This window comes from Erythrobacter sp. 3-20A1M, from assembly GCF_018636735.1.
Classification (GTDB): Bacteria; Pseudomonadota; Alphaproteobacteria; order Sphingomonadales; family Sphingomonadaceae; genus Alteriqipengyuania.
In genome coordinates, this window is record NZ_CP045200.1 from 1,299,106 (window position 1) to 1,323,282 (window position 24,177).

General features: G+C 66.2%; 25 protein-coding genes. 8 read left to right on the forward strand and 17 right to left on the reverse strand.

All coding sequences use genetic code 11. The features are described from left to right. Window positions 1-6: 6 nt before the first annotated feature. The 8 genes from F7D01_RS06365 to F7D01_RS06400 all read right to left on the reverse strand — a co-directional run bounded on the left by F7D01_RS06365 (window position 7) and on the right by F7D01_RS06400 (window position 5,915). Window positions 7-1,224 (reverse strand): cysteine desulfurase, encoded by a 1,218-nt coding sequence (locus tag F7D01_RS06365; RefSeq protein ID WP_215229353.1) that lies wholly within the window; start codon window positions 1,222-1,224, stop codon window positions 7-9. Then, window positions 1,221-1,991: a SufD family Fe-S cluster assembly protein gene (locus F7D01_RS06370; protein WP_215229354.1), complete on the reverse strand. Its 771-nt coding sequence runs from the start codon at window positions 1,989-1,991 to the stop codon at window positions 1,221-1,223. Before F7D01_RS06370 ends, F7D01_RS06365 begins: the two co-directional genes overlap by 4 nt. Beyond that, the gene (locus tag F7D01_RS06375) at window positions 1,988-2,374 is read right to left on the reverse strand and encodes a hypothetical protein (protein ID WP_215229355.1); all 387 of its coding nucleotides are present in this window, start codon (window positions 2,372-2,374) and stop codon (window positions 1,988-1,990) included. The genes F7D01_RS06370 and F7D01_RS06375 overlap by 4 nt, the downstream gene beginning before the upstream one ends. Continuing rightward, entirely contained in the window at window positions 2,371-3,117 is a 747-nt protein-coding gene (sufC, locus tag F7D01_RS06380; protein WP_215229356.1) for a Fe-S cluster assembly ATPase SufC, read from the reverse strand. Before sufC ends, F7D01_RS06375 begins: the two co-directional genes overlap by 4 nt. 95 nt (window positions 3,118-3,212) lie before the next feature. Continuing rightward, window positions 3,213-3,791 carry an endonuclease domain-containing protein gene (locus tag F7D01_RS06385; RefSeq protein ID WP_215229357.1) on the reverse strand — a complete coding sequence of 193 codons (579 nt, stop codon included), beginning with the start codon at window positions 3,789-3,791 and terminating at the stop codon, window positions 3,213-3,215. Then, window positions 3,788-3,961: a hypothetical protein gene (locus F7D01_RS06390; protein ID WP_215229358.1), complete on the reverse strand. Its 174-nt coding sequence runs from the start codon at window positions 3,959-3,961 to the stop codon at window positions 3,788-3,790. Before F7D01_RS06390 ends, F7D01_RS06385 begins: the two co-directional genes overlap by 4 nt. Further along, window positions 3,958-5,433, reverse strand: a complete 1,476-nt coding sequence (gene sufB / locus F7D01_RS06395; protein WP_215229700.1) for a Fe-S cluster assembly protein SufB — start codon at window positions 5,431-5,433, stop codon at window positions 3,958-3,960. Before sufB ends, F7D01_RS06390 begins: the two co-directional genes overlap by 4 nt. A 53-nt stretch (window positions 5,434-5,486) precedes the next feature. Beyond that, a complete protein-coding gene (locus F7D01_RS06400; RefSeq protein WP_215229359.1) occupies window positions 5,487-5,915 on the reverse strand; it encodes an SUF system Fe-S cluster assembly regulator in 429 nt (142 codons plus the stop codon). Between the two features lie 151 nt (window positions 5,916-6,066). On the opposite strand from F7D01_RS06400, the gene F7D01_RS06405 reads away from it, so the two are divergent. The 3 genes from F7D01_RS06405 (at window position 6,067) to F7D01_RS06415 (ending at window position 10,764) form a co-directional block, all read left to right on the forward strand. Then, entirely contained in the window at window positions 6,067-7,116 is a 1,050-nt protein-coding gene (locus tag F7D01_RS06405; protein ID WP_215229360.1) for a quinone-dependent dihydroorotate dehydrogenase, read from the forward strand. Window positions 7,117-7,127: 11 nt separating this feature from the next. Next, complete coding sequence (ggt, locus tag F7D01_RS06410; protein ID WP_215229361.1) at window positions 7,128-8,849, forward strand: gamma-glutamyltransferase; 1,722 nt, start codon at window positions 7,128-7,130, stop codon at window positions 8,847-8,849. Window positions 8,850-8,958: 109 nt separating this feature from the next. Continuing rightward, window positions 8,959-10,764: a long-chain fatty acid--CoA ligase gene (locus F7D01_RS06415; protein ID WP_215229362.1), complete on the forward strand. Its 1,806-nt coding sequence runs from the start codon at window positions 8,959-8,961 to the stop codon at window positions 10,762-10,764. A gap of 7 nt (window positions 10,765-10,771) precedes the next feature. Here the strand turns inward: F7D01_RS06415 and F7D01_RS15200 are convergent, their stop codons facing one another. The 5 genes from F7D01_RS15200 to F7D01_RS06435 all read right to left on the reverse strand — a co-directional run bounded on the left by F7D01_RS15200 (window position 10,772) and on the right by F7D01_RS06435 (window position 13,951). Continuing rightward, on the reverse strand, window positions 10,772-11,233 hold the full coding sequence (locus F7D01_RS15200) for a hypothetical protein (protein ID WP_251567121.1): 462 nt from the start codon (window positions 11,231-11,233) through the stop codon (window positions 10,772-10,774). Further along, window positions 11,182-11,865 carry a calcium:proton antiporter gene (locus F7D01_RS15205; RefSeq protein ID WP_251567124.1) on the reverse strand — a complete coding sequence of 228 codons (684 nt, stop codon included), beginning with the start codon at window positions 11,863-11,865 and terminating at the stop codon, window positions 11,182-11,184. The genes F7D01_RS15200 and F7D01_RS15205 overlap by 52 nt, the downstream gene beginning before the upstream one ends. A 55-nt stretch (window positions 11,866-11,920) precedes the next feature. Next, window positions 11,921-12,448, reverse strand: a complete 528-nt coding sequence (locus F7D01_RS06425) for a hypothetical protein (protein ID WP_215229363.1) — start codon at window positions 12,446-12,448, stop codon at window positions 11,921-11,923. A gap of 100 nt (window positions 12,449-12,548) precedes the next feature. Then, the gene (thiS, locus tag F7D01_RS06430; RefSeq protein ID WP_215229364.1) at window positions 12,549-13,562 is read right to left on the reverse strand and encodes a sulfur carrier protein ThiS; all 1,014 of its coding nucleotides are present in this window, start codon (window positions 13,560-13,562) and stop codon (window positions 12,549-12,551) included. Further along, window positions 13,559-13,951, reverse strand: coding sequence for a MerC domain-containing protein (locus F7D01_RS06435; RefSeq protein ID WP_215229365.1), 393 nt, complete (start codon window positions 13,949-13,951; stop codon window positions 13,559-13,561). Before F7D01_RS06435 ends, thiS begins: the two co-directional genes overlap by 4 nt. Before the next feature lie 126 nt (window positions 13,952-14,077). Here F7D01_RS06435 and F7D01_RS06440 point away from each other — a divergent pair, with 126 nt between their 5' ends. From F7D01_RS06440 to F7D01_RS06460, 5 genes are all read left to right on the forward strand, one after another. Continuing rightward, window positions 14,078-15,124, forward strand: coding sequence for a COX15/CtaA family protein (locus tag F7D01_RS06440; RefSeq protein ID WP_215229366.1), 1,047 nt, complete (start codon window positions 14,078-14,080; stop codon window positions 15,122-15,124). 180 nt (window positions 15,125-15,304) lie between these two features. Beyond that, on the forward strand, window positions 15,305-15,784 hold the full coding sequence (gene rplM, locus F7D01_RS06445; RefSeq protein ID WP_215229367.1) for a 50S ribosomal protein L13: 480 nt from the start codon (window positions 15,305-15,307) through the stop codon (window positions 15,782-15,784). Window positions 15,785-15,969: 185 nt separating this feature from the next. Further along, complete coding sequence (gene rpsI / locus F7D01_RS06450; RefSeq protein WP_215229701.1) at window positions 15,970-16,437, forward strand: 30S ribosomal protein S9; 468 nt, start codon at window positions 15,970-15,972, stop codon at window positions 16,435-16,437. 210 nt (window positions 16,438-16,647) lie between these two features. Further along, window positions 16,648-19,494 carry a TonB-dependent receptor gene (locus tag F7D01_RS06455; protein WP_215229368.1) on the forward strand — a complete coding sequence of 949 codons (2,847 nt, stop codon included), beginning with the start codon at window positions 16,648-16,650 and terminating at the stop codon, window positions 19,492-19,494. After that, on the forward strand, window positions 19,494-20,525 hold the full coding sequence (locus F7D01_RS06460) for a phytase (protein WP_215229369.1): 1,032 nt from the start codon (window positions 19,494-19,496) through the stop codon (window positions 20,523-20,525). The genes F7D01_RS06455 and F7D01_RS06460 overlap by 1 nt, the downstream gene beginning before the upstream one ends. A gap of 16 nt (window positions 20,526-20,541) precedes the next feature. On the opposite strand, the gene F7D01_RS06465 is transcribed toward F7D01_RS06460, so the two are convergent. The 4 genes from F7D01_RS06465 to F7D01_RS06480 form a co-directional block, all read right to left on the reverse strand. Then, window positions 20,542-21,396, reverse strand: coding sequence for a metallophosphoesterase (locus F7D01_RS06465; protein ID WP_215229370.1), 855 nt, complete (start codon window positions 21,394-21,396; stop codon window positions 20,542-20,544). After that, a complete protein-coding gene (locus F7D01_RS06470; protein WP_215229371.1) occupies window positions 21,393-22,283 on the reverse strand; it encodes a diacylglycerol kinase family protein in 891 nt (296 codons plus the stop codon). Before F7D01_RS06470 ends, F7D01_RS06465 begins: the two co-directional genes overlap by 4 nt. After that, the gene (locus tag F7D01_RS06475; RefSeq protein WP_215229372.1) at window positions 22,280-22,546 is read right to left on the reverse strand and encodes a hypothetical protein; all 267 of its coding nucleotides are present in this window, start codon (window positions 22,544-22,546) and stop codon (window positions 22,280-22,282) included. Before F7D01_RS06475 ends, F7D01_RS06470 begins: the two co-directional genes overlap by 4 nt. Before the next feature lie 67 nt (window positions 22,547-22,613). Further along, entirely contained in the window at window positions 22,614-24,125 is a 1,512-nt protein-coding gene (locus F7D01_RS06480; protein WP_215229373.1) for a fumarate hydratase, read from the reverse strand. Window positions 24,126-24,177 lie beyond the last annotated feature (52 nt).

The following is a 24,177-nucleotide window of genomic DNA, read 5'->3' on the forward strand; positions in this document are numbered from 1 at the left end:
GCCTTCCTAGGCGAAAATCTTCTGCGTGCGCTCGATCCCGCGCACCAGCGCGGCAATGTCGTCGGCATCGCTGTAGAGGCCGAAACTGGCCCGTGCCGTCGCCGGTACGCCCAGATGCGCCATCAGCGGCTGGGCGCAGTGATGCCCCGCGCGGATCGCGACATTCTCTTCGTCCAATATGGTGCCGAGATCGTGCGGGTGAACCCCCTCCATCACGAAGGAGACGATCCCGGCGCTGTCCTGCGGCCCGAACAGGCGGACCGAGTTGAACCGCGACAGCGCATCGCGCGCCTCGGCCACCAGCGCCGTTTCATGGCGTTCGAGCGCGGCGATGTCGGCCGCCGCGACGTAGTCGATCGCGGCGTGGAGCGCGATCGCCTCGGTGATCATGGGGGTCCCGGCCTCGAAGCGCTGCGGCGGCTTCGCATAGGTCGAGCCTTCGAAAGTGACGGCATCGATCATCGCGCCGCCACCCTGCCACGGGGGCATATTGTCGAGAATTTCGTCCCGCGCCCACAGCACGCCGATCCCCGTCGGGCCGTAGAGCTTGTGTCCCGAAAAGACGTAGAAGTCGCAACCAAGTGCGGACAAGTCCAATGACATGCGCGGCGCGGCCTGGCATCCGTCGAGCAGCAGCTTCGCGCCAACCCCATGCGCGAGCTCCGCAGCGCGGCGCGCGTCGAGTTTCGAGCCGAGCACGTTGGAGACATGCGCCAGCGCGACGAGCTTGTGCCGCTCCGTCAGCATGGCGGCCAGCGCGTCGAGGTCGATCCGGCCGTCCTCGGTCAGCGGGCAGACGTCGATCTGCGCCCCGGTCCGCTCGGCCAGCAGTTGCCAGGGCACGATGTTGGAGTGATGCTCCAGCATCGACAGCATGATGCGGTCGCCCGGGCCGATGTTCGCCCCGCCCCAGCTTTGCGCGACGAGGTTGATCCCTTCGGTCGCGCCGCGCACGAAGACGACCTCGTCCTCGCTCTTCGCGCCGATGAATTCCGCCACGCGCCGCCGCGCGGCCTCGTAGCCCAGCGTCATGTTGGCGGAGCGCGAATAGACCCCGCGATGGACGGTCGCGTAATCCTCCCCCAGTGCGCGCGCCATCGCGTCGATCACCGCGCGCGGCTTCTGCGCCGTCGCGGCGGTGTCGAGATAGTGCCACGGCGCGCCGTCGGCGGTCACCATGCCGGGGAAATCCGCCTTGCGGGTCAGGAGCGCGGTGTCGCTCACAATTGCTGTTCCAGCCGCGAGAGCGCCAGGGCCATCAGCCGCTCGCGCTCGTCCTCGTCCGCCAGCGCGACGAAGGCATCGCCGATGAAGGCTTGGACCAGCAGCTTGCGCGATTGTTCGGGCGAGAGGCCGCGCGTCGCCATGTAATAGCGCGCCGCCTCGTCCAATTGCCCGACGCTGGCGCCGTGTTCGCACTTCACGTCGTCGGCGAAGATTTCGAGCTGCGGCACTGCATTCACGCTGGCCCCGCGTTCGAGCAGCAGACCCTTGAAGCTTTGCGCCGCGTCGGTCTTCTGCGCGTCGCGCACCACGTCGATCCGGCCGAGGAAATTTCCCGTGCCCTTGCCCCAGTGGACGCTGCGCACGACCTGGTTGCTGGTCGCGTGCGGAGCCTCGTGCGCCACCCGGGTGACGAATTCGCGGGTCGTCTCGCGCCCGCCCAGCGTCACGCCGCCGAGCTCGAAATGCGCCCCCTCGCCCAGCGTCACGACGATCTCGATCCGGCCGAGCCGGCCGCCCGCGATCACACCGAACAGCTCGCACCGCGCGCCCGCACCGACCTTCACGCGCAGGCGGCGCAGTTCGGTATCATCGTTCGCACCGGGGCCGGGCTCGATCACCAGCACGTCATGGAAGCGCTCGCCGGCGGGCACGTCGATATCGCGCCAGTCGTCGAACCGGGCGAGGTCCATGCCCTGCAGCGCCTCGACATCCGAATAGCGCCACGCCTCGTCCTTGCGGGTGGGGAGAAGAATCGATTCGCTCATCGGCTCGCCGGTCCTTCCGCGCGCCGCGCCAGCATTTTCGCCACCGCCGCGTCCTCGTATGATTCGAGGCACGGCTTGGTGCTGTCGAGCAGCGCGTCGAAACGCTTGCGCTTGGTCGCCTTGTTCAGGTCCGATCCCATGATCGCGTCGATCTGCCCCTCCACCGGGCGCACGCAGGCGAGCATCGCGCCGCAGCGGATCGCGTCGAGCTGTGCATCGCCGGTGCTTCTTTCGGTGCGGCACATCAGCTTGCCGCCGCGCTTGAACACGCCGCCTTTCCAGTTGGCGAGCTTCTTGCCGATGACGGTGATCTCGGTCGGCTGCGTGGGCGCAGGTACGGCGGCGGGCGCCTGGGCGAGGAGGATGGCCGCGAGAACGCTCATGCCGCCATCACCTCGTCATATCCCTCCTGCTCCAGCTGGAGGGCGAGATCGGCCCCGCCGGTCTTCACGATCCGGCCGTTCGACAGGATGTGCACGAAATCGGGCTTCACCACGTCGAGCAGCCGCTGGTAGTGCGTGATCAGCAGCACCCCCTTGTCGGGTGCGCGCATGATCGCGTTGATCCCGTCGCCCACCACGCGCAGCGCATCGATGTCGAGGCCGGAGTCCGTCTCGTCCAGAACCGCCAGCTTGGGATCGAGAATGCCCATCTGCACCATCTCGGCGCGCTTCTTCTCCCCGCCGGAGAAGCCGACATTCACGTTGCGCTTCAGCATATCCATGTCGAGCTTGAGCAGCGCGGCCTTTTCCTTCGCGACCTTCAGGAAGTCGCCGCCGGTCAGCGCCTCTTCCCCGCGCGCGGTGCGCTGCGCGTTCAGCGCCTCGCGCAGGAACTGCACGTTGGAGACGCCGGGGATTTCGACCGGGTACTGGAAGCCGAGGAACAGCCCCGCCGCAGCGCGCTCGTGCGGTTCCATGTCCAGCATGTCCTGGCCCAGGAAACTGACGCTGCCTTGTGTCACCTCGTAGCCGGGGCGACCGCCCAGCACGTAGGCCAGCGTGGACTTGCCCGCGCCGTTGGGGCCCATGATCGCGTGGACCTCGCCCGCGTTCACTTCGAGCGAAAGGCCCTTGAGGATCGGCTTGCCGTCGATTTCGGCGTGAAGATTGTCGATTTTCAGCATTGCGTGACGTCCATCAGTTTATCGTCGTCCCGGGCCTGACCCGGGGCCGGTGCTGCCTTCGATGCAGCGCCGAGGAAGAAAAGCACCATCCCGGATCAGGTCCGGGATGACGTGGGAGGGGAGCGGCGGGAGTCGCGTCCGCCGCGCGACGGCCCATTCCCGTCGCGGTCGTAGCGCGGCTTCGACTGCCGAGGATTCTCCGCATTGTGGCGGCGGCGGGCCTCGCCCTTGTCGGCGATGCGCATGCGCATCCCCGCGGTGATGCGCTGGAGCACGGCGTCCATGTTTTCCAGGATGTCGCTCGCAGCGATCCGCATCACGCGGATGCCGACCGATTCGAGGCTCTTGTCGCGGCGCTTGGCCAGCGTCTCGTCCTGGTCCGGCTCGTCGATCTGGATCGCCATGCCGAGGTTATGGCAGTTGAAATCGACGATCGCGCTGCCGACCACCGCGTGACGGGTGAACTTGTAGCGCCCGAGATCGGCCTTGGCGAAACGCGCCGCGAGCGCCTTGTGCGCCTCCGACGAATGCCGCCGCAAATGCCGCGCCCGCTCATGCAGCGCGTCGAGCCGCTTGTCCGAGATTTCCCAGCCGCGCCCCTTCTTCTTAAGCGCGGGGGCAGTGTCGGCGGTCTCGGAGGGATCGCGAAGCTGGAGGGTTTTGCGGTCGGTCACTTAACAATCACCTCCGCCTGTTCCGCGAAAAAGAGTGCCTTGATTGCGCACACGTCACCCTGAACTTGTTTCAGGGTCCATTTCTTCACATGCGCCGATGGCATAGGAGGCGTGATGGATCCTGAACCGAGTTCAGCATGACGGGTGTGGCGGGCAATTTGAGTGGTCATCCGACCGAACCCTCCAGACTAATCGCCAGCAGCTTCTGCGCTTCGACCGCGAACTCCATCGGCAGCTCTTTCAGCACCTCCTTGGCGAAGCCGTTGACGATCAGCGCCACCGCCTCTTCCTCGCCCAGGCCGCGCTGCATGGCGTAGAACAGCTGGTCGTCGGAAATCTTGCTGGTGGTCGCCTCGTGCTCGATCTGCGCAGAGGGGTTCTTCACCTCGATATAGGGCACGGTATGCGCGCCGCAGCGGTCGCCCAGCAGCAGCGAATCGCACTGGGTGAAATTGCGCACGCCGTCGGCATTGGCGGCAACGCGGACCAGACCGCGATAGGTGTTGTTCGACTTGCCCGCCGAAATCCCCTTGGAGATGATGGTCGAGCGGCTGCCCGCGCCGTTGTGCACCATCTTGGTGCCGGTATCGGCCTGCTGGTAATTGTTGGTCACCGCGACCGAGTAGAATTCGCCGACCGAATCCTTCCCGTTGAGGACGCAGGAGGGGTATTTCCACGTCACCGCACTGCCGGTTTCGACCTGGGTCCACGCGATCTTCGAGCGGTCGCCCTGGCACAGGCCACGCTTGGTGACGAAATTGTAGATCCCGCCCTTGCCCTCGGCATTGCCGGGATACCAGTTCTGGACGGTCGAATACTTGATCTCGGCATCTTCCATCGCGACCAGTTCCACCACCGCGGCGTGGAGCTGGTTCTCGTCGCGCATGGGCGCGGTGCAGCCTTCGAGATAGCTGACATAGCTGCCCTTCTCGGCGACGATCAGCGTGCGTTCGAACTGGCCGGTATTCTCCGCATTGATGCGGAAATAAGTGCTGAGCTCCATCGGGCAGCGTACGCCCTCTGGCACATAGACGAAGGTGCCGTCCGAAAAGACCGCGCAGTTGAGCGTGGCGAAATAGTTGTCGCGCTGCGGCACCACCTTGCCGAGCCATTTCTTCACCAGTTCGGGGTGCTCGCGGATCGCCTCCGAAATGGAAAGGAAGATCACGCCCGCCTTCTTCAGTTCCTCGCGGAAGGTTGTGGCGACGCTGACCGAATCGAACACCGCGTCGACCGCGACCTTGCGCGCGCCCTTGACCCCGGCGAGCACTTCCTGCTCCGCGATCGGGATGCCGAGCTTGTCGTAGGTCGACTTGATCTCCGGATCGAGCTCGTCGAGCGATTCCAGCTCTGTCTTCTTCTTGGGCGCGGCGTAGTAATAGGCGTCCTGGTAATCGATCTCGGGATAGCCGAGCTTGGCCCAGTCGGGCTCCTCCATCTCCTGCCACAGGCGGAACGCCTTCAGCCGCCAGTCGAGCATCCATTCGGGCTCTTTCTTCTTGGCGGAGATGAAGCGGACGGTGTCTTCATTCAGGCCCTTGGGCGCGAACTCCGTGTCGATTTCCGAATGCCAGCCGAATTCGTACTCGCCGGCCTTTGCCGCGGCCTCCTTGGCGTCCCTATCCATTTCGGGGCGATCCATTTCCGGCTTCTCGAGCGCCGGGTGCCCATGGTCCAGAGTGTCGATCGTATCGGTCATGCCATTTCCCTGTGGGCCGACGCGCCGGCTCTTGCCGAAAGCTGCGTCAGCGAAATTCCTGCGAGCGCGCCGCGCAGCGCCTCGTTCACCACCGGCCAGTGCGGGCGGACGGAGCAATCGTGGTCGATCGCGCAGTCGGTGCCTTCGACGCAGGCGGTCAGCGCGATCGGCCCCTCCACCGCCTCGACGATGTCGGCCAGCGTGATCGCCGCCGCCGGGCGCGCCAGTTGCAGCCCGCCGCCCGCCCCGCGAATCGAGCGCAGCAGACCCGCCGCGGCGAGCTTGCTGACGATCTTCTGCACGGTGGGCGCGGGCAGGCCGGTCTCCGCCGCCAGCTCCGCCGCGCTCACCCGCCCGCCACCGCAATGGCGCGCGGCGGCGCCCATGGTGACGACGGCATAGTCGGCGAGGTTGGAAAGGCGCATGAGGCGGGCGATATCCTAATCGGAGCGTTTCGTTCCGATTTCACCTATGCACCATGCGAACCGGTTTCAACGCGAAACCGCCTGTTGCGAGTCGTTAGCATTCACGCGGCCATGCTTGCCAGACGATGCGATTGGCGTGCAGCGAGCGGGCATGGACGCTTTCCGGATGATTCGCCCCGCTCTCTTCGCGCTCGATCCCGAACGCGCGCACGGGCTTTCCATCGCCGCGCTGAAAGCGCTGCCCGGGCGCGGGGCGCGCGCCGAAAGCGCTGGGCCGCTGGCGACGCAGGTCGCGGGGCTCACCTTCCCCAACCCGGTCGGGCTGGCCGCGGGATACGACAAGGATGCGCAGGTGCCCGATGCGCTGCTGTCACTCGGCTTCGGGTTCGCCGAGGTGGGCTCCATCACGCCCTTCCCGCAAGGCGGCAACCCGAAGCCGCGCCTGTTCCGGCTGGTAGAGGACGCCGCAGTCATCAACCGGATAGGGTTCAACAATGGCGGAGCGCTGGCCGCCCGCGAACGACTCGCGCGGCGGCAGGGTCGGCCTGGCATCGTCGGGGTGAACATCGGCGCGAACAAGGATTCGGACGACCGCGTGGCCGACTACGCCCTGATGGCGCGGGCGATGGCCCCGGTGGCGAGCTATCTGGCGGTAAACGTCTCCAGCCCCAACACGCCCGGCCTGCGCGCCTTGCAGGACGAGGGCGCGCTGGGTGCCCTGCTCGATGCGGTGATCGCCGCGCGGGACGAGGCCTGCCCGCAACATGCGCCGCCCGTGTTCCTGAAAGTCGCGCCCGACCTTCAGCCCGCCGACATGGACGCGATCGCGCGCATCGCGCTGGACCGGAAGCTGGGCGCGCTGATCGTTTCCAACACCACCATCGCCCGCCCCGCCCTGCGATCCGCCCATGCCGACGAGACCGGCGGGCTGTCGGGCGCGCCGCTGAAGGATTTGGCGCTCGCCCGGCTGCGCGACTTCCGCCGCGCGACCGGGGGCGCGATCCCGCTAGTCGGCGTCGGCGGCATCGCCAGCGCCGACGAGGCGTGGGAGCGTATCCGCGCCGGGGCGAGCCTGGTCCAGCTCTACAGCGCGCTGGTCTATCACGGGCCGGGTCTCGCACGGCGCATCGTACACGGTCTGGAGGCGAGAATGCGGCGCGACGGCTTTTCTTCGATTGCCGCGGCGGTCGGCACCGCATAGCGTCGCGCGCCATGCTGAACCGTTCCCTGCTGGCGCTCGCCGCGCCCCTCGCCCTCGCTTCCACTCTTGGTGCCTGCGCCACCGTCGCTAACGATGCACCAACCGCGCAATCCGCCGGTGTCGGCACCGTCAGCGCCGCCGATCCCCGCGCCCAGGCCGCCGGGATGGCGATCCTGCGCGAAGGCGGCAACGCCACCGACGCGGCGATCGCGACCATGCTGGCGCTCAACGTGGTGGAGCCCCAGAGCTCGGGCATCGGCGGTGGCGGCTTCATCGTGCGCGGCGCGGCGGATGGCACGGTCGAAACCTATGACGGGCGCGAGAAAGCCCCGGCGGGCGCGACGCCCGACTGGTTCCTGACCCCCGACGGCCAGTTGCCCCCGTTCGAGGCATCGCGGAAGAGCGGCCTCAGCGTCGGCGTGCCGGGCAATCTAGCCCTCGCCGCCCTCGCGCACAGGGAACACGGCAAGCTCCCCTGGGCGAAGCTGTTCGCGCCGGCCATCGCGCTCGCCCGCGACGGGTTCGAGATCAATCCGCGCCTCAACCAGTCTATCGCCGAGACTGCCGATCGTGCGGGCTGGACGGCGGAGGGCCGCGCGCTCTACTTCACCGCCGAAGGTCAGCCGCGCCCCGTGGGCGATACCATCGTGAACGAGGAGCTGGCGCGCACCTTCGAAGCGATCGCGGCGCAGGGGCCGGAGGCGTTCTACACCGGCCCGCGCGCGAAGGCGCTGGCCGAGACGGTCGATGCGCACACGCCCCATGCCGGGGCGATGACCCCCGCCGATCTCGCCGATTACGAGGCGAAGGAACGCGACGCCGTTTGCGGCACCTACCGCCAATACCGCGTGTGCGGCATGGGCCCGCCGACCTCCGGTGGGATCGCGGTCCTGCAAATCCTCGGCGAGCTGGAACGGTTCGACCTTGCCAAGCTGGGCGTCCAGAACCCGGAAACCTGGCATCTTTTCCTAGAGGCGCAGCGGCTTGCCTATGCCGACCGCGAGCTTTACGCGGCCGACAGCGATTTCGTCCGCGTGCCGGTCGCGGGGCTGATCGATCCGGCCTACCTCGCCCGCCGCAGCGCGCTGATCCAGCCGAATTCCACGATGGCGACGGTGCGCGCGGGAACGCCGGTCGGGGCCGACACCGCGCTCGCCGATGGCGACGAGCCGGAGGAGCACGGCACCTCGCATTTCGCGGTGGTCGACGGGTCGAACACGATGGTCAGCTATACCTCGACCATCGAAAGCGCCTTCGGCTCGGGCCTGATGACGGGCGGCTTCTTCCTCAACAACGAAATGACCGACTTCAGCCGTTCGCCCACAGTGGACGGTCGACCGGTCGCCAACCGGGTGGAAGGCAACAAGCGCCCGCGCAGCTCCATGGCGCCGGTGGTGGTCTACGATCCGCAGGGCCGGCCCTTCCTGGCCATAGGCGCGGCGGGGGGTGCGACCATTCCGGTGCAGACCGCGCGCAGCATCATCGGCGTGATCGATTTCGGCCTGTCGGCGCAAGATGCGCTCGGCATGCCCTTCATCATGCAATATGACGACGCGGTGATGGTCGAACAGGGCACCTGGATGGAACGGGCGATGGATCGCTTCCGCGCGCTCGGCCATGAAAATATCATGGCACGCGCGGCGCCGGTAAAGGCGAATGCGGTCCTGCGCACGCCCGAGGGATGGGAAGGCGCGCGCGATCCCCGGGTCGAGGACAAGCTGTCCCTTCCCTGATCGCCCTACCGACAGCTGCTTGCCCGCCGCTTGCCGCTACGGCGCGGGGACCGTATCGGGCGCAAGGATAACGACAGACAAGACGATCATGGGACAGGAGCCTTCCGGCATGCAGCTGAACGAGGTCGATTCCGCCAACAATCTGGTCCAGCTGTTCCTGCACCGGGCGGACGTGCTGGGCGACAAGCCGTTCCTGGGCACCAAGCGCGACGGCGAATGGCAGACGATCAGATGGCGCGAGGCGGCGGAGCGAGTCTGCCTGCTCGCGGAAAACCTGCGCGCGATGGGGCTCGCGACCGGCGACCGGGTGCTGCTGGTGTCGGAAAACCGCCCGGAATGGTGCATCGCCGATCTCGGCATCATGGCCGCCGGCTGCATCACCGTGCCCGCCTACACCACCAACACGCAGCGCGACCATGTCCACATCCTGTCCGATTCGGGCGCGCGCGCCGTCATCGTGTCGAACGAGAAGCTGTCCCAGCCGCTGATTCCCGCCATCATGCGCACCGGCCTCGCCGAACATATCGTCCCGATCGATACCGTCCGGTCCTACCAGTCGGGCCAGCTGACCTGTCACGGCTGGAGCACGCTCACGACCGGCGACGCCAAGGCGGCGAGGGCGGCGGTGGAAGGGCGGATCGCGCATATCCAGCGCGAGGATACCGCCTGCCTGATCTACACCAGCGGCACCGGCGGCGCGCCGCGCGGGGTGATCCAGCACCATGGCGCGATCCTGTGCAATGTTTCCGGCGCGGCGCGCATTCTGATGGAGGATTTCGGCCTCAACGAGGACGAGCGGTTCCTGTCGTTCCTGCCGCTCAGCCACGCCTACGAACACACCGGCGGGCAATTCCTGCCGATCGGGGTCGGCGCGCAGATCTTCTACGCCGAGGGGCTCGACAAGCTGGCGAGCAATATCGAGGAAACGCGCCCGACGATCATGGTCGTCGTCCCGCGCCTGTTCGAGGTGCTGCGCACGCGCATCATGCGCCAGGTCGAAAAGCAGGGCGGCGCGCCGCAGCGCCTGATGGAAATGGCGATCGCGCTGGGCGAACGGCGCGCGGATGGCCGCTATCGCCTGGGCGACAAGACGCTGAACCTGCTGCTCGAAAGGCTGCTGCGGCCCAAGATCCGGGCGAAGTTCGGCGGCCGGATCAAGGCGATGGTGTCAGGCGGCGCGCCGCTCAATCCCGATGTCGGCGTGTTCTTCCAGGCGATGGGGCTGACCATGCTGCAGGGTTACGGCCAGACCGAGGCGGGACCGGTGATCGCCTGCAACCGCCCGCGCGCCGGGATCGCGATGGACACGGTCGGCCCGCCGATGGACGGGGTCGAAATCCGCATCGCCGACGACGGGGAAATACTCTGCCGTGGCGAACTGGTGATGCAGGGGTACTGGCAGAACGCGGCGGAAACGAACCGCGCCTTGCAGGACGGCTGGCTCCACACCGGCGATATCGGTCATCTGGACGAGCGCGGGCGGATCAAGATCACCGATCGCAAGAAGGACATGATCGTCAACGACAAGGGCGACAATGTCGCGCCGCAGAAGGTCGAAGGGATGCTGACCCTGCAGCGCGAGATCGGCCAGGCCATGGTCCACGGCGACCGCCACCCCTATGTCGTCGGGCTGATCGTCCCCGATCCCGAATGGGCGGCCGAATGGGCGAAGGCGCACGACCGCAAATTCGAGATGGCGGCGCTGCAGGAAGATCCCGAATTCCGCCAGGCGATCCGCGCTGCGGTGGACCGCGTTAACAAGGACCTGTCGGTGATCGAAAAGGTGCGCCAGTTTACCTTCGCCGACGAACCGTTCTCGATCGAGAACGAGCAGATGACCCCCAGCATGAAAATCCGCCGCCACAAGATTCGCGAGGTGTACGGCCCCCGGCTGGAGGGGCTCTATCGCAGTTGACGCGTGATCAGGGCACGATCGTCGTGAACAGATAGGTCGCGAAGATGACGAGGTGGACGATGCCCTGAACGATCGTCGTGCGACCGCCACTGAGCGTCAGCGTGGCGACGAGCAGGGTCAGCGCCAGCAACACGATCGAGCGCATCGATAGCCCCAGTTCCAGATCGAGGCCGAAGACCAGCGCCACCCCTGCCACGGCGGGGATGGTCAGGCCGATGGCCGCCAGCGCCGAACCGATCGCGAGATTGAGGCTGGTCTGAACCCGGTCCGCCCGCGCCGCGCGATAGGCGGCGAAACCTTCGGGGGCGAGGACGAGGGCGGCGATGATGATCCCGACCAGCGCCTGCGGCGCGCCGATCGCCCGCACTCCGCTCTCGATCACGGGCGACAGCAGCTTCGCCAGCAGCACGACCGCCACTAGCGCGACCAGCAGCATGCCGGACGCGGCGATCGCCTTCGCCCGCGGCACCGGGGCCTCGTGCGCGTGATCGCCGCGTCCTCGATATGGTGGACGAAGTGATCCTTGTGCCGGATCGTCTGCGCCACCACGAAAGTTGCGTAGACCAGCATCGAGATCACCGCCACGAACACCAGCTGCTTTGGACTGTAGAACGCGCCGCTCGCCGCGGTGGTGAAATTGGGCAGGACCAGCACCAGCACCGACAGGGTCGCCAGCATCGCCAGCCCGGCACTGACGCCCGCCTGGGTGTAGTTCTGTTCGTGATGCCGCTGACCGCCCGCCAGCAGGCAGATGCCAATAATCCCGTTGATCGTGATCATCAGCGCCGCCATCAGCGTGTCGCGCGCCAGCGTCTGCGATCCCGCCCCTTCGCTCAGCATGATCGATACGATCAGCGACGCTTCGATGATCGTGACGGCGAGGGCGAGGAGCAGCGTGCCGAACGGCTCGCCGACATAGTGAGCCAGTACCTCCGCATGATAGACCGCCGCCATGATCGCGGCGGCGAGCAGCAATCCGATCGGGATCGCCAGCGCGATGCCGGACGGCTTGCCGAGCAGCAGCCCTGCCAGCGCCAGGATGGGCGCGGCCACCGACCAGCTGGGCAGCGTGTAGAGGTTGAGCGGTCGCGGCGTGGTCATCGCGCTATGGCTAGCGGATGGGCCGTGTGTGGCAAGCGCGATCGCGCGGTTCGGCTCAGGCCGCCGCATCCTCGATGAATTCGGGATAGAAGCCCGGCTGCGCGCTCGACCATGCGGGCGCGGTCGCGGCGGCTTCGCTCAAGCTTTGCAGCAGGCGCTTGCGTTGCCGCGGGTCGATCTGCGGCAGCGCCGCCGCGGCGCAGAAGATACTGGGCAGCCATGGCCGGACCTCGGCACCGAGCAGTCTTTCGTAGAGGAAGCGGAACGGGGGGAAGCCGTCGATCCGCTCTTCCGCCAGATCGCCCGCCGCGATGCCCACGACGGTGCCGAGAAATGCCGTCGGCACCGCCGTCTCACACGGGTCCGGCACCGTGCCACGCACCTTCTTAAGCGGCTGATAGGCGATGTATTGCCGCCGGATCGCCGCGCTTTCCGCCGCGTCGCGCGCCCATAGCCGGAAAGCGTCCGAGCGCCCCAACCCGACGTCCAGACTGCGGCGGATGAACCGCTGCGTGCACGGCTTGAAACTCGCGAATTCGCGCATTTCGCTGATGAGCAGCGATGTCGTGCCGCTGACCGTCATGAGTGGCCCCTGCTGTTGTTGCAGCAGCGAGCTATCGCGGAACTTGGTTAAGACCGGGTAAGCATGACGGTGAAAATCGCCGGTCCGGATATCGGTGAGCTCAGATTAGCCCGGCAAGCGGGCTGGAAGGGTCGGCATATTTGCGTGTCGCCATGCGGCCCGCCCGATAGGCCTCGCGGCCCGCCTCCACCGCCAGCTTCATCGCGCGGGCCATGCGGATCGGGTCCTTCGCCTCGGCTATCGCGGTGTTCATCAGCACCCCGTCGCAGCCCAGCTCCATCGCCACGGCCGCATCGCTGGCGGTACCGACTCCCGCATCCACCAGCACCGGCACGCTCGCGCCTTCCACGATCAGGCGAATGGTCACGCGGTTCTGGATGCCCAGCCCGCTGCCGATCGGCGCGCCCAGCGGCATGATCGCCACCGCGCCCGCTTCCTCCAGCTGCTTCGCCGCGATCGGATCGTCGGCGCAATAGACCATCGGGTGGAAGCCGTCCCTGGCCAGCACCTCGGTCGCTTTCAGCGTCTCGCGCATGTCGGGATAAAGCGTCTTCGCCTCGCCCAGCACCTCCAGCTTGACGAGATCCCAGCCCCCAGCCTCGCGCGCCAGACGCAGCGTGCGGATCGCCTCATCGGCGGTGAAACACCCGGCGGTGTTCGGCAAGTAGGTGACCTTCTTCGGATCGATGAAATCGGTCAGCATCGGGGCCTTGGGATCGCTCACGTTCACGCGGCGAACGGCGACGGTCACAATTTCCGCCCCCGACGCCTCCAGCGCGGCGGCGTTCTGCGCGAAATCCTTGTATTTGCCCGTCCCCACGATCAGGCGCGAACGGAAGGTATGGCCCGCGACCGTCCAGCTGTCGTCCTGCCCGGCCGGCGGCGCGGCTTCTCCGCCGCCGACGAAATGGACGATTTCCAGCGTATCGCCATCGTGCAGCGCGACGTCGGCCAGCCCGGAACGCTCAACGATCGCGCCGTTTCGCTCCACCGCGACCTTCGCCGGATCGAGCTCGATTTCGCTCAGGAACGCGCCCAGCGTCGGCGCGCCGGTGCGCCGGACCTCGCCATTGACGGTGAGGGAACGGGTGGTGCGGGTATCGGTCTCGCTCATGAAGAGCGAGATAGAGCCCCATGCGCGTGACGCAAGTTGAGGATGTGGCCTAGCGACACCAGCGCCACCCCGATGATGGTCAGTATCGCTTCCTCCATCCCGTGCGGCGCGGCCAGCGCGCCGCCCATGAAGGTGAGGCCGGTCATCGCGACTACGAAGGGTGCCCGGCGGCGATGGCGCAGCGCGCCCCACCCGATCGCCGCCCCGGCGATAACCACCGCGACGGCGAGGCCCCAACGGTGAATTGCGGGGGAGAGAAGCCATTCGCCCCCGATCCCTAGCGCGGAAACGACCACGATGCTGGCAACGCAGTGCACCGCGCATAGGCTCGACAAGACGATTCCGAACTTGTCGAGGCGATTGCGGGCCGGGCTGAGTCGCGATGGCATGGCGCACCAGATATGTAATGTTGTTACATTAGGCAAGGACTTCCTCCTGCTTTGGCCACCGCCCAGCGCTGATCCGGGGCAGCCGGCCTTGCGCAAAAGCGCACAAACGCGCATCACGCCGCCGCAATGGTCGCATCCTCGCAATTGACGGCAAAACGCCCACGCGCGATCGCCAACTGGCTGTTGATGGTCGCTGGAATGGTAGTCCTGATCCTGGTCGTGGGCGGTATCACGCGGCTGACCGAATCCGGCCTGTCGATCACCCAGTGGAACCCGGTCACAGGCGCGCTGCCGCCATTGACCGATGCGCAGTGGCAGGCCGAATATGCCCGCTATCGCGCCACGCCCGAATTTCGCTTCGAGGCCGGGCCGGCCGGCATGACGCTGGAGCATTTCAAGTTCATCTTCTTCTGGGAGTGGTTCCACCGCCTGATCGGACGGTTGATCGGGCTGGCCTTCGCGCTGCCGCTGGCCTGGTTCTGGGTGAAGGGGCAGATTCCGACAGGCTACAAACCGCGCCTGGTCGCGCTGCTGGCGCTGGGCGGGCTGCAAGGCACGTTCGGCTGGCTGATGGTGCGTTCGGGCCTGTCGGGACAGATGACGGACGTCAGCCATTTCTGGCTTTCGATCCATCTGACCACCGCCCTCTTCACACTGGCGGGGCTCGTCTGGACCGCACTCGATCTCCTCGCGCTGCACCGGCACCCCGCGTCCCGCCCGCGCCATCTCCGGCTCGACGCCCTGCTGGTGGGGGCGATGCTGCTGATCCAGTTGGTGCTAGGCGCGTGGGTCGCGGGCCTCAATGCGGGCCATGTGACGCGAAGCTGGCCGCTGATGGACGGCCGGCTGGTCCCGGAAGTCGACAGCGGCGGGCACGGCGCGCTCTACACGCTGACCCACGATCCGTTCCTGCTGCATTTCCTGCATCGCTGGTGGGCGATCGCGGTGCTGGTGGCGATGATCTGGTTCGCGCGCTCGATCCGCGGCTTCGCGCGCCTGCCCGCGGCGGCGCTCAATGGCGTGGTCGGCACGCAGGTGGTGCTCGGGATCCTGACCGTCGTGAGCGGCGTGTCGCTATGGATAGCGGTCCTGCACCAGCTGGTGGGCGCTCTGCTCGTCGCGACCTTCGCCTGGGCGGCGCACGCCAAGGGGCGCGAACGCTGGCTGCGATGACGCCGCTGCCGATCGGGAAGACGCCGCCGCAATAGCGCGGAACGAACTTGGAGGTATTATTTTACCTCTCCGCTAAGGTGCGGATTTGCTTGACTTGCAGGCCTTGGCACGACAAATGCGCCGCCTTGCCGACCCTTTCGGGTTCGGCCCTGTTTCCGATTCGAAGACGAGAGTATCGCCATGAAGGCACTGACCAAGACGACCCGGTCGATCAAGCCGGCCGAAGTCGAGAAGAAATGGCACATCGTGGATGCCGAGGGACTGGTCGTCGGCCGCCTTGCCGCGATCGTCGCCAACATCCTGCGCGGCAAGCACAAGCCGAGCTACACCCCCCATGTCGACTGCGGCGATCACGTGATCGTGCTCAACGCCGACAAGGTGCGGTTCACCGGCAACAAGCTGACCGACAAGAAGTATTACAAGCACACCGGCTATGCCGGCGGCATCAAGGAAACGACCCCGGCCAAGGTGCTGGAAGGCCGTTTCCCCGAGCGCGTGCTGGAAAAGGCAGTCGAGCGCATGATCCCGCGGGGGCCGCTGGGCCGCGCGCAGATGAAGGCGCTGCACCTTTATGCCGGCACCGAGCATCCGCATGACGGGCAGCAGCCCGAGGTGCTCGACGTTGCTTCGATGAATCGCAAGAACAAGGTTTCCGCGTAATGGCTGACGAAAAGAACACGGACGAGACCCCGCAGACCGAGGGTCAGACCGAAAACAAGAACCAGGCCGTCGAGCAGAGCGCGGTCGAGGACAATGCCGAGACGGTAGCGACGCAGGGCGCTTCCGCCGACAACGAAGGTGCGAACGCCAAGAAGAGCGTCGGCGACCTGTCGGACCTCAAGGACATTGCCGGCGATACCCCCGATGCCGACGCCGCCGCGGTTGCGCAGAGCACCGCGCCGCTGCGCGAGCAGGAGCTCGACAAGCAAGGCCGCGCCTACGCGACCGGCCGCCGCAAGGATGCGACCGCGCGTGTCTGGCTGAAGCCGGGCAAGGGCCAGATCATCGTCAACGGCAAGGACCAGGAAGCGTATTTTGCGCGTCCGACGCTGCGTCTGATCATCGACCAGCCCTTCGCGATCACCGATCGCCAGGGCCAGTACGATGTCGTCGCGACCGTCAAGGGCGGTGGCCTTTCGGGCCAGGCCGGAGCGGTGAAGCACGGGATCAGCCAGGCGCTGGCGAAGTACGAGCCCGCGCTGCGCAGCACGGTGAAGGCCGCCGGCTTCCTCACCCGCGACAGCCGCGTGGTCGAGCGCAAGAAGTACGGCCGCGCCAAGGCGCGCCGCAGCTTCCAGTTCTCGAAGCGCTAAAGGCTTCTCAACCCCATCACCAAGAGAGGGCGGTCCTTCAGGGCCGCCCTTTTCTTTTATGCGTGCTCTTCGTCACACGCCCACCCGAGCGATGCCCTGTTGCCAAAAAGCCATAGCGATACAGCGTCACGCCAACGTCACGATAGCGCCGGAAACCGGTAATATGCCGGTCGTAGCCGGGCCCCGAAATCAAGAAACAGGGGCCACTCGATGGGATATCGCACTCGCTTTCTCGCTTCCACCGCCGGTCTGGCATTCGCCGCCTGCGCCTCGCCGGCGATTGCCGGCGACATTGCCGGCAGCGTCTATGACGCAGGCGAGACCGTCGCGCTGCAGGCGGCGCAGGTCCATCTGCTGGAGCTCGATCGGGCGGCGGTAACGCAGCGCGACGGCAGCTTCTATTTCGCCGATGTCCCGGCGGGCGAATACACGCTGGAAATCAGCTATATCGGCGCACCCGCGGTCCAGCGCACGGTGAGCGTGCCCGCCACCGGCACGGCGCGGATCGACGTCCTCCTCGGGGCCGACGATCACGAAATTCTCGTCATCGGACAGAGCGCCAACCTCGCCAGCGCCCTCAGCCGCAAACGTGCCGCGGACGGTGTCAGCGACGTCCTCACGCGCGACGCCATCGGTAACTTTCCCGATCAGAATGTCGCCGAATCGCTGCGCCGTCTTCCCGGCATCAACGTCCTCAACGATCAAGGCGAAGGGCGCTTCGTATCGATTCGGGGGCTGGACCCGGATTTGAACGCGACTTCGCTGAACGGGGTGCGGGTTCCCTCGCCGGAATCGGATGTGCGCTCGGTCGCGCTCGACGTGGTTTCGAGCGACATCATCGAATCGATCGAGGTGAAGAAGTCCCTCACCCCCGACATGGATGCCGACACCATCGGCGCCTCGATCGAGATCAACACCACCAGCGCTTTCGACCGCAAGAAGCGACTCCTGACGGCCAAGATCGAAGGCAGCTACAACGATTACGCCGATTACTTGTCGCCCAAGGGCAGCGTCGACTTCTCCACCCGGATCGGCGACGATTTCGGGGTCACCGGCGGCATTTCGTATTACAGGCGCAAGTTCGAGACCGACAATATCGAGGCCGACAACTGGGAGGATGCAGGCGACGGTCCGTTCCCAACCGAGGTCCAGTATCGCGATTACGATGTCGAGCGCACCCGCATCAGCGGCACGCTGGGCGCGGACGGACGGCTCGGCGATTCGACCGAGCTCTATGTCCGTGGCACCTTCAGCCAGTTCGACGACCAGGAATATCGCCGCCGCACCACCTTCGACCTGGGCGATTTCGACGGCGGCCCGTCGAGCCAGACCGCGACCGGCGCGACCTTCAGCGACGACGACGAAGAGTTCACGATCGAGCGCGACCTGAAGGATCGCTTCGAGCGCCAGCGAATCCTGTCGGTCGTGCTGGGGGGCAAGAGCCGCTGGGACGGTCTGTTCAGCAACTACTCGGTCAGCTACTCGAAGTCGTCGGAGCGCGAGACCGGATCGCTCGATCCCGTCCAGTTCGACCGCGACTTCGACGGCGACGGGGTCACCGTCGCCTTCGACTACAGCAATCCGCGCATACCGCTCTACAGCTTCACGAGTGGTGCCGCGCTGGCGACCGATCCTGCGGAATACAATCTGAAGGACATCGAGCAGACCGCCCTGTCCGATTCGCAGGACCGGGAATGGGCGGCGAAGTTCGACCTAGGGCAGGATTTCTATACCGCCAACGGCACCTTCACGATCCAGGCCGGATACAAGGGACGCTGGCGCAAGAAGACCTACGACAAGCAGGTCAATTTCTGGGAGTATGACGGCCCGGGCGATTTCACCCTGGCCGATGTGCTGGGCAGCCAGACCTACCGCATCACGAACATCGCGCCGGTCGCCGGTTTCGACTCTCCGCGCAACTTCTTCGACAGCAATTTCTCCGATTTCGAATTCCAGGCGATCGATTCGCAATATGATTCGGCGGTCGAGGATTATCGCGCAGACGAAGACATCCAGGCGGGCTACGCTCTCGCCCGTTACGAAAACGATCGTCTGCTGCTGATCGGCGGCGTGCGCTACGAGCACACGGCGAACCAACTCTACGGCAATCAGGTCAACCTGTTCGAGGACGGCCAGACCCTGCCGGACGGAACCACCGCGACCGACGACACGGTCATCATCACCCCGCGCCGCATCGATCGCGATTACGGGCAATGGTTGCCCAGCGCCACGCTGCGGTTCGAGGCGGCGGACAATTTCGTCACTCGACTGGCCGCCTATCGCAGCCTGGTGCGGCCCAAGCTGTCGCGCCTCGCCCCGCGCTTCGAGATCGACGAGGACGACGAGGCGGTGATCGGCAATCCCGGCCTGCTGCCGTACAAGGCGTGGAATTTCGACGCGAGTTTCGAATACTACATGAACTCCAACGGCGCGCTGACCGCTGCGGTGTTCTACAAGGATATTCAGGATTACGCGGTCGATGTCGTGATCGACAGCCCGGGCACGTTGCAAGGCATCGACTTCGAGGAAGCCGAATATACGGTCAACGGGCCGAGCGCGGAGGTCTACGGCCTCGAACTAGGCCTTTATCAGAGCCTCGATTTCCTGCCCGGCCTGCTCTCCGGCTTCCTCGTCCAGGCGAACTACACCTATACCGACGCGACGGGATCGATCGTCGATGGCGACATCAGCGATGTCGGCTCGGTCACGAACTATCGCGACATCCCGCTGCCGACGACGTCCAAGCACACCTTCAACGCGGTGCTCGGCTACGAGAAGGGGCCGGTCAGCGTGCGGCTCGCCGGAACCTATCGCAGCAAATATCTCGACGAGATCAATGGCGATGGCCCGGACTACGATCGCTATGTCGACGATCACTTCCAGCTCGACCTCAGCGCCAAGCTCCGCGTGACCAAGGGCATCCAGCTGTTCTACGAGTGGGTGAACATCAACAACGCGAAATATTTTGCCTACAACCGGCTGGGCGGCGCGCAGAACCTCTACCAGTTCGAGCAGTATGGCTGGACCATGAAAGGCGGCGTGAGGGTGAACTTCTGATGCGCAAGGCAATATACCTGGCGGCAGCGGGCGCATTCGCGCTGGCGGGCTGCGCGACGAACCCCGTCACCGGCGACCCTGCGGTGACGGTGCAGGCGATCGGCGAGACCGAGCCGGTCGGCACGGCCGACGAGGACGCGGCCGACGATCCGGCGATCTGGCGCAATCCGGCCGACCCGGCCGCCAGCCTGATCGTCGCCACCGACAAGAAGGCCGGGCTCTACGTCTACGACCTCGACGGCAAGCGTCGCAGCTTCACCGACGCCGGGCGCGTCAACAATGTCGATGTGGTCGATATGGGCGAGGTCGCTGGCATCGTGGTCGTGGCCAGCGACCGCACCGACCCGGCGAACGCGGTGTTCCGCATGTGGCGGCTCGACCCCGCGACAGCCGCGCTGACGCCGATCGGCTCCAGCGCGGTCGGTGCGGGCGAAGCCTACGGCATCTGCGCGATGCGCGCGGGCGATCGGTTGCGCGTCGCCTCCATCATCAAGGATGGCCGCATTGTGGAGCGGGAAACCGGCTTCCTTAAAGGCAACATCGCCCCCATCGGCACGCAATCGATCGATCGCAAGGTGCCGACCCAGGCCGAAGGTTGCGTGTACGACCCGCGCGACGGCGCCCTGTATGTCGGCGAGGAGAACGCCGGCATCTGGCGTTTCGACAGAGGCGCACGTGAAGGTACGCTGGTCGCTCCGGCCGACAACCGCATGCTGGTCGCCGATGTCGAGGGACTCGCCATGATCCCCGAAGGCGAGGATGGTGGCTGGCTCGTCGCCTCCAGCCAGGGCGACAATGCCTATGCGGTCTTCGCCCTGCCCGGCATGGAACCGGTAGGTCGCTTCCGGATCGGCGCGGGCGCTTTCGGTTCGACCGAAGAAACCGATGGCATCGGCCTGATGCCTGGCAGCTTCGGAGCGAAATATCCCGACGGCCTGTTCGTGGCGCAGGACGGCGATAACGCACCGGCGGCGCAGAACTTCAAACTGGTACGGTGGGACGCGATCCGCGCGGCGCTGGGGATCGACTGACTTCGAGGACGAAGGCTTAGTGAACAGGCGGGTCGGTAAGCGGCACCCGTCCCGCCGGGGCCACCGGTTCGCCGGGTTCGCGTGGCGGCATCGCGTCTTCGGGAACGTCGTCGATCTGCATGTCCGGAGTGGGTAGCGCTTCCAGATTGCGGACGATCACCTCCAGGCGCTCCCCGTCCCAATGCAGTTCGTTGAAGCCGGGGGGCGTCGAGCGGGTGCGTTTCGACAGCGTACCCGCGCCGATCATCCGGACCGGCCCGGCTTTGGTCTGCTCTACGATGTCGAACGCGTCGTGGACGTGGCCGGACAGCACGCCGACAACCTCGCGCTTCGCCAGTTCGCGCAGGGCCTCTTCGCCGTTCTTCGTCAGCGCGGTCCCCGTGGTGCCCACTTCGCGCAAGGGGTGATGACAGGCGACAAGCGCGCGCATCCCCTTCGGCAGGGTGTCGATAGCCCGCAGGCATTTTTCCAGCGCCGGGCGCGTGATCCAGCCCTTCGACCAGTTGAACCGCGGCTGCCAGCGGCGGACCGTCTTCAGCGGCACGATCGCAATGCCGGGCAGGTCGAGCTCCTGCTCCACCTTGTCCTCGATTCCGCGGAACCGCTTGTAGGGGGTCAGGAAGCGCTCGACCGGGTTGAAATAGGGCAGGTCGTGATTGCCGATCTCCACCGTCACCGGCACGTCCAGCCCGCGAATCCAGTCGCACGCGGCATCGAATTCATGGTGGCGGGCCCGCATGGTGAGGTCGCCGGTGATCGCGATCGCATCGGGCCGCTGCGCTGCGATCTCGTCCTTCAGCCAGTCGAGCGCGCGATTGTCCTCCAGCCCGAAATGGATGTCGGAAATGTGAAACAGCAGTGTCTGGCTCATGCCTTGACCGCTATCAGCTTTACCGGACAGCGATCCACCGCGAATTCGACTTCGGCGGCCCCGCAGGTCGGTTCGCCGTCGAAGGAAAGCTGCAATTGCTCGCCTTGCGCATTCGCCAGCACGATCCGCTCGGCATGGCCGAGGACTTCGTGCGGCCCGTCGCGGAAATGCCGCGTGGCGATGGCGAAGCCCTGCCGGATATAGCCTCCGATCGTGTCGGCGGTGTATCCGACGATGCGGATGCCATCCTCCCGGTCGAGCGGGACGAGCTCGATCAGCGGATACCCCTCGCTCCGCCCCAGCCGGGGCTGGCGGCACAGCACTTGCGGGCCGTTCAGAGTGTGGTCCACCGCGTCGCTCGATTCGTTGAGCAGTTCGCCCAGCGAGCCGTCGCGCATGGTTTCGCGGACATGATACCACTGGACCCCGGGTCCCGCCGAGATGCTGACGAGGGATTGCCCCTCGTCCGAGCGGATGATCGGCGGACAGACCAGCTTGGCCTTCCCATCGGCCAGCGTGCGGACGATGTCCCCGGCCTCCGCCTCGCCATGCAGGCGATGGCACAGCAGGTTCATGGTCCCGCCCGGCAACGGCAAGACCGCCCCGCCCCAGCCCGACAGCGATTTCACCGTGCCGCTGATCGTGCCGTCGCCTGCGAACACGGCAACGCAATCGATATCGTCGGCATCGAGCTCTGCGGGCTCGGGCAGGTCCTGGTCGGGACAGGTGATGCAGCGCGCGACCGTCAGCCCGGCATCCGCCAGGTCCGCTCGCAGTGCGTCCACCGCCTCTTCGCTGTAGCTGCCACTGGCGTCGTTGATGATCAGGCAAAGCTTGCGCGGCACCTTCGCAGGCCCAGTCGCGCTGTAATGCATATCTTCCATCATAAGCGATCCGTGAGAATGAGCCATGCGGCGATCCCGTTCAGCGCCGAATACCCGCAATAGGCCCACAACACCCATGTCCAGCCGGTGCTCGCCAGCAGCATGGCGGCGAGCAGGGCGAGGAATTCGGTCAGCAGCGTGGCCTTCCCGCCCAGCATGTGGACATAGCCGGGAACCTGGCTGAGCATGCGGTGCCCGCTTTCCAGCACCGCCTTGTGCATCGCGAAATTTCCGATGCCGAGCAGGAAGATAGCGACGATCGCCATGATAGATCGATATGGCCGCCGACCGGAAAGGTTCCGCCGCCCGTCCGGGAGCACCCGGCTGGATCGATCAGGCGAGCAGCTTCTCGCGCGCGATCTTCTTCTTCCACCGGGCCGGTGCCAGCTTGTGCACGTTGTTCCCCGCTGCATCGACGGCGACCGTCACGGGCATGTCCTGCACGGTGAATTCGTAGATCGCCTCCATGCCCAGATCCTCGAACGCTACGACCTTCGCTTCCTTGATCGCGCGGGCGACGAGATAGGCCGCGCCGCCGGTCGCCATCAGGTAGGCGACCTTGAACCGGCTGATGACCTCCACCGCGTCGGCCCCGCGCTCCGCCTTGCCGATCATGGCAAGCAGCCCGAGATCGAGCATGGTTTCGGTAAACTTGTCCATGCGGGTGGCGGTGGTCGGGCCGGCCGGGCCGACCACCTCGCCCATCACCGGGTCGACCGGGCCGACATAATAGATTGCCCGGCCCGCGAATTCGACCGGCAGCTCCTCGCCGCGGTCGAGCATGTCCTTGATCCGTTTGTGCGCCGCGTCGCGCCCGGTCAGCATCCTGCCCGATAGCAGCAGGCGGTCGCCGTGGTTCCAGCCTTCGACCTCTTCCTTCGTCAGATTGTCGAGATCGACTCGTTTCGCCGAGGAGTCCGGTGCCCACTGCACCTGGGGCCAGGCAGCCAGGTCGGGCTTCTCCAGGAAGCTCGGCCCCGAACCGTCGAGCGTGAAATGCGCGTGGCGGGTGGCGGCGCAATTGGGGATCATCGCCACCGGCTTGCCCGCGGCGTGGCAGGGCCAGTCCCTGATCTTAACGTCGAGCACGGTGGCGAGGCCGCCCAGCCCCTGCGCGCCGATCCCTTCCGCGTTGACCGCGTCGAATATCTCGATTCGCAGCTGCTCCAGCTCGCTTTGGGCGCCGCGTGCCTTCAGCTGGGCCATGTCGATCGGCTCCATCAGACTTTCCTTGGCGAGGCGAACGCAGTGCTCCGCCGTGCCGCCGATGCCAATTCCCAGCATTCCCGGCGGACACCATCCCGCCCCCATGCTGGGGAGCTGTTCGACCACCCAGTCGACGATGTTGTCGCTGGGGTTCATCATCTTGAACTTGGACTTGTTCTCGCTGCCCCCGCCCTTTGCCGCGACGTCGATCGAAACCGTATCGCCCGGCACCATCTCGACCGACAGCACGCACGGCGTGTTGTCGCGCGTGTTGCGGCGGGTGAAGGCCGGATCGGCCAGGATCGAGGCGCGCAGCTTGTTGTCCGGATGGGTGTAGGCTTGGCGCACGCCGTCATCGACCACGTCCTGCAGCGAGCGGTCCGATTCGAGGCGGCAGTTCTGCCCCCATTTGACGAAGACGTTGACGATGCCGGTATCCTGACAAATCGGCCGGTGCCCCTCGGCGCACATGCGGCTGTTGGTCAGGATCTGCGCAATCGCGTCCTTCGCCGCTTCGCCCTGCTCCGCCTCGTAGGCATCGCCCAGCGCGCGGATGTAATCCATCGGGTGGTAGTAGGAGATGAACTGGAGCGCGTCGGCCACGCTTTCGATCAGATGCTCTTCGGTGATGGTGATCATGCAGGGTGCCTTAGCGGCTACACCAGCAGCGGCAAAGAGGCCCGGACGGGCC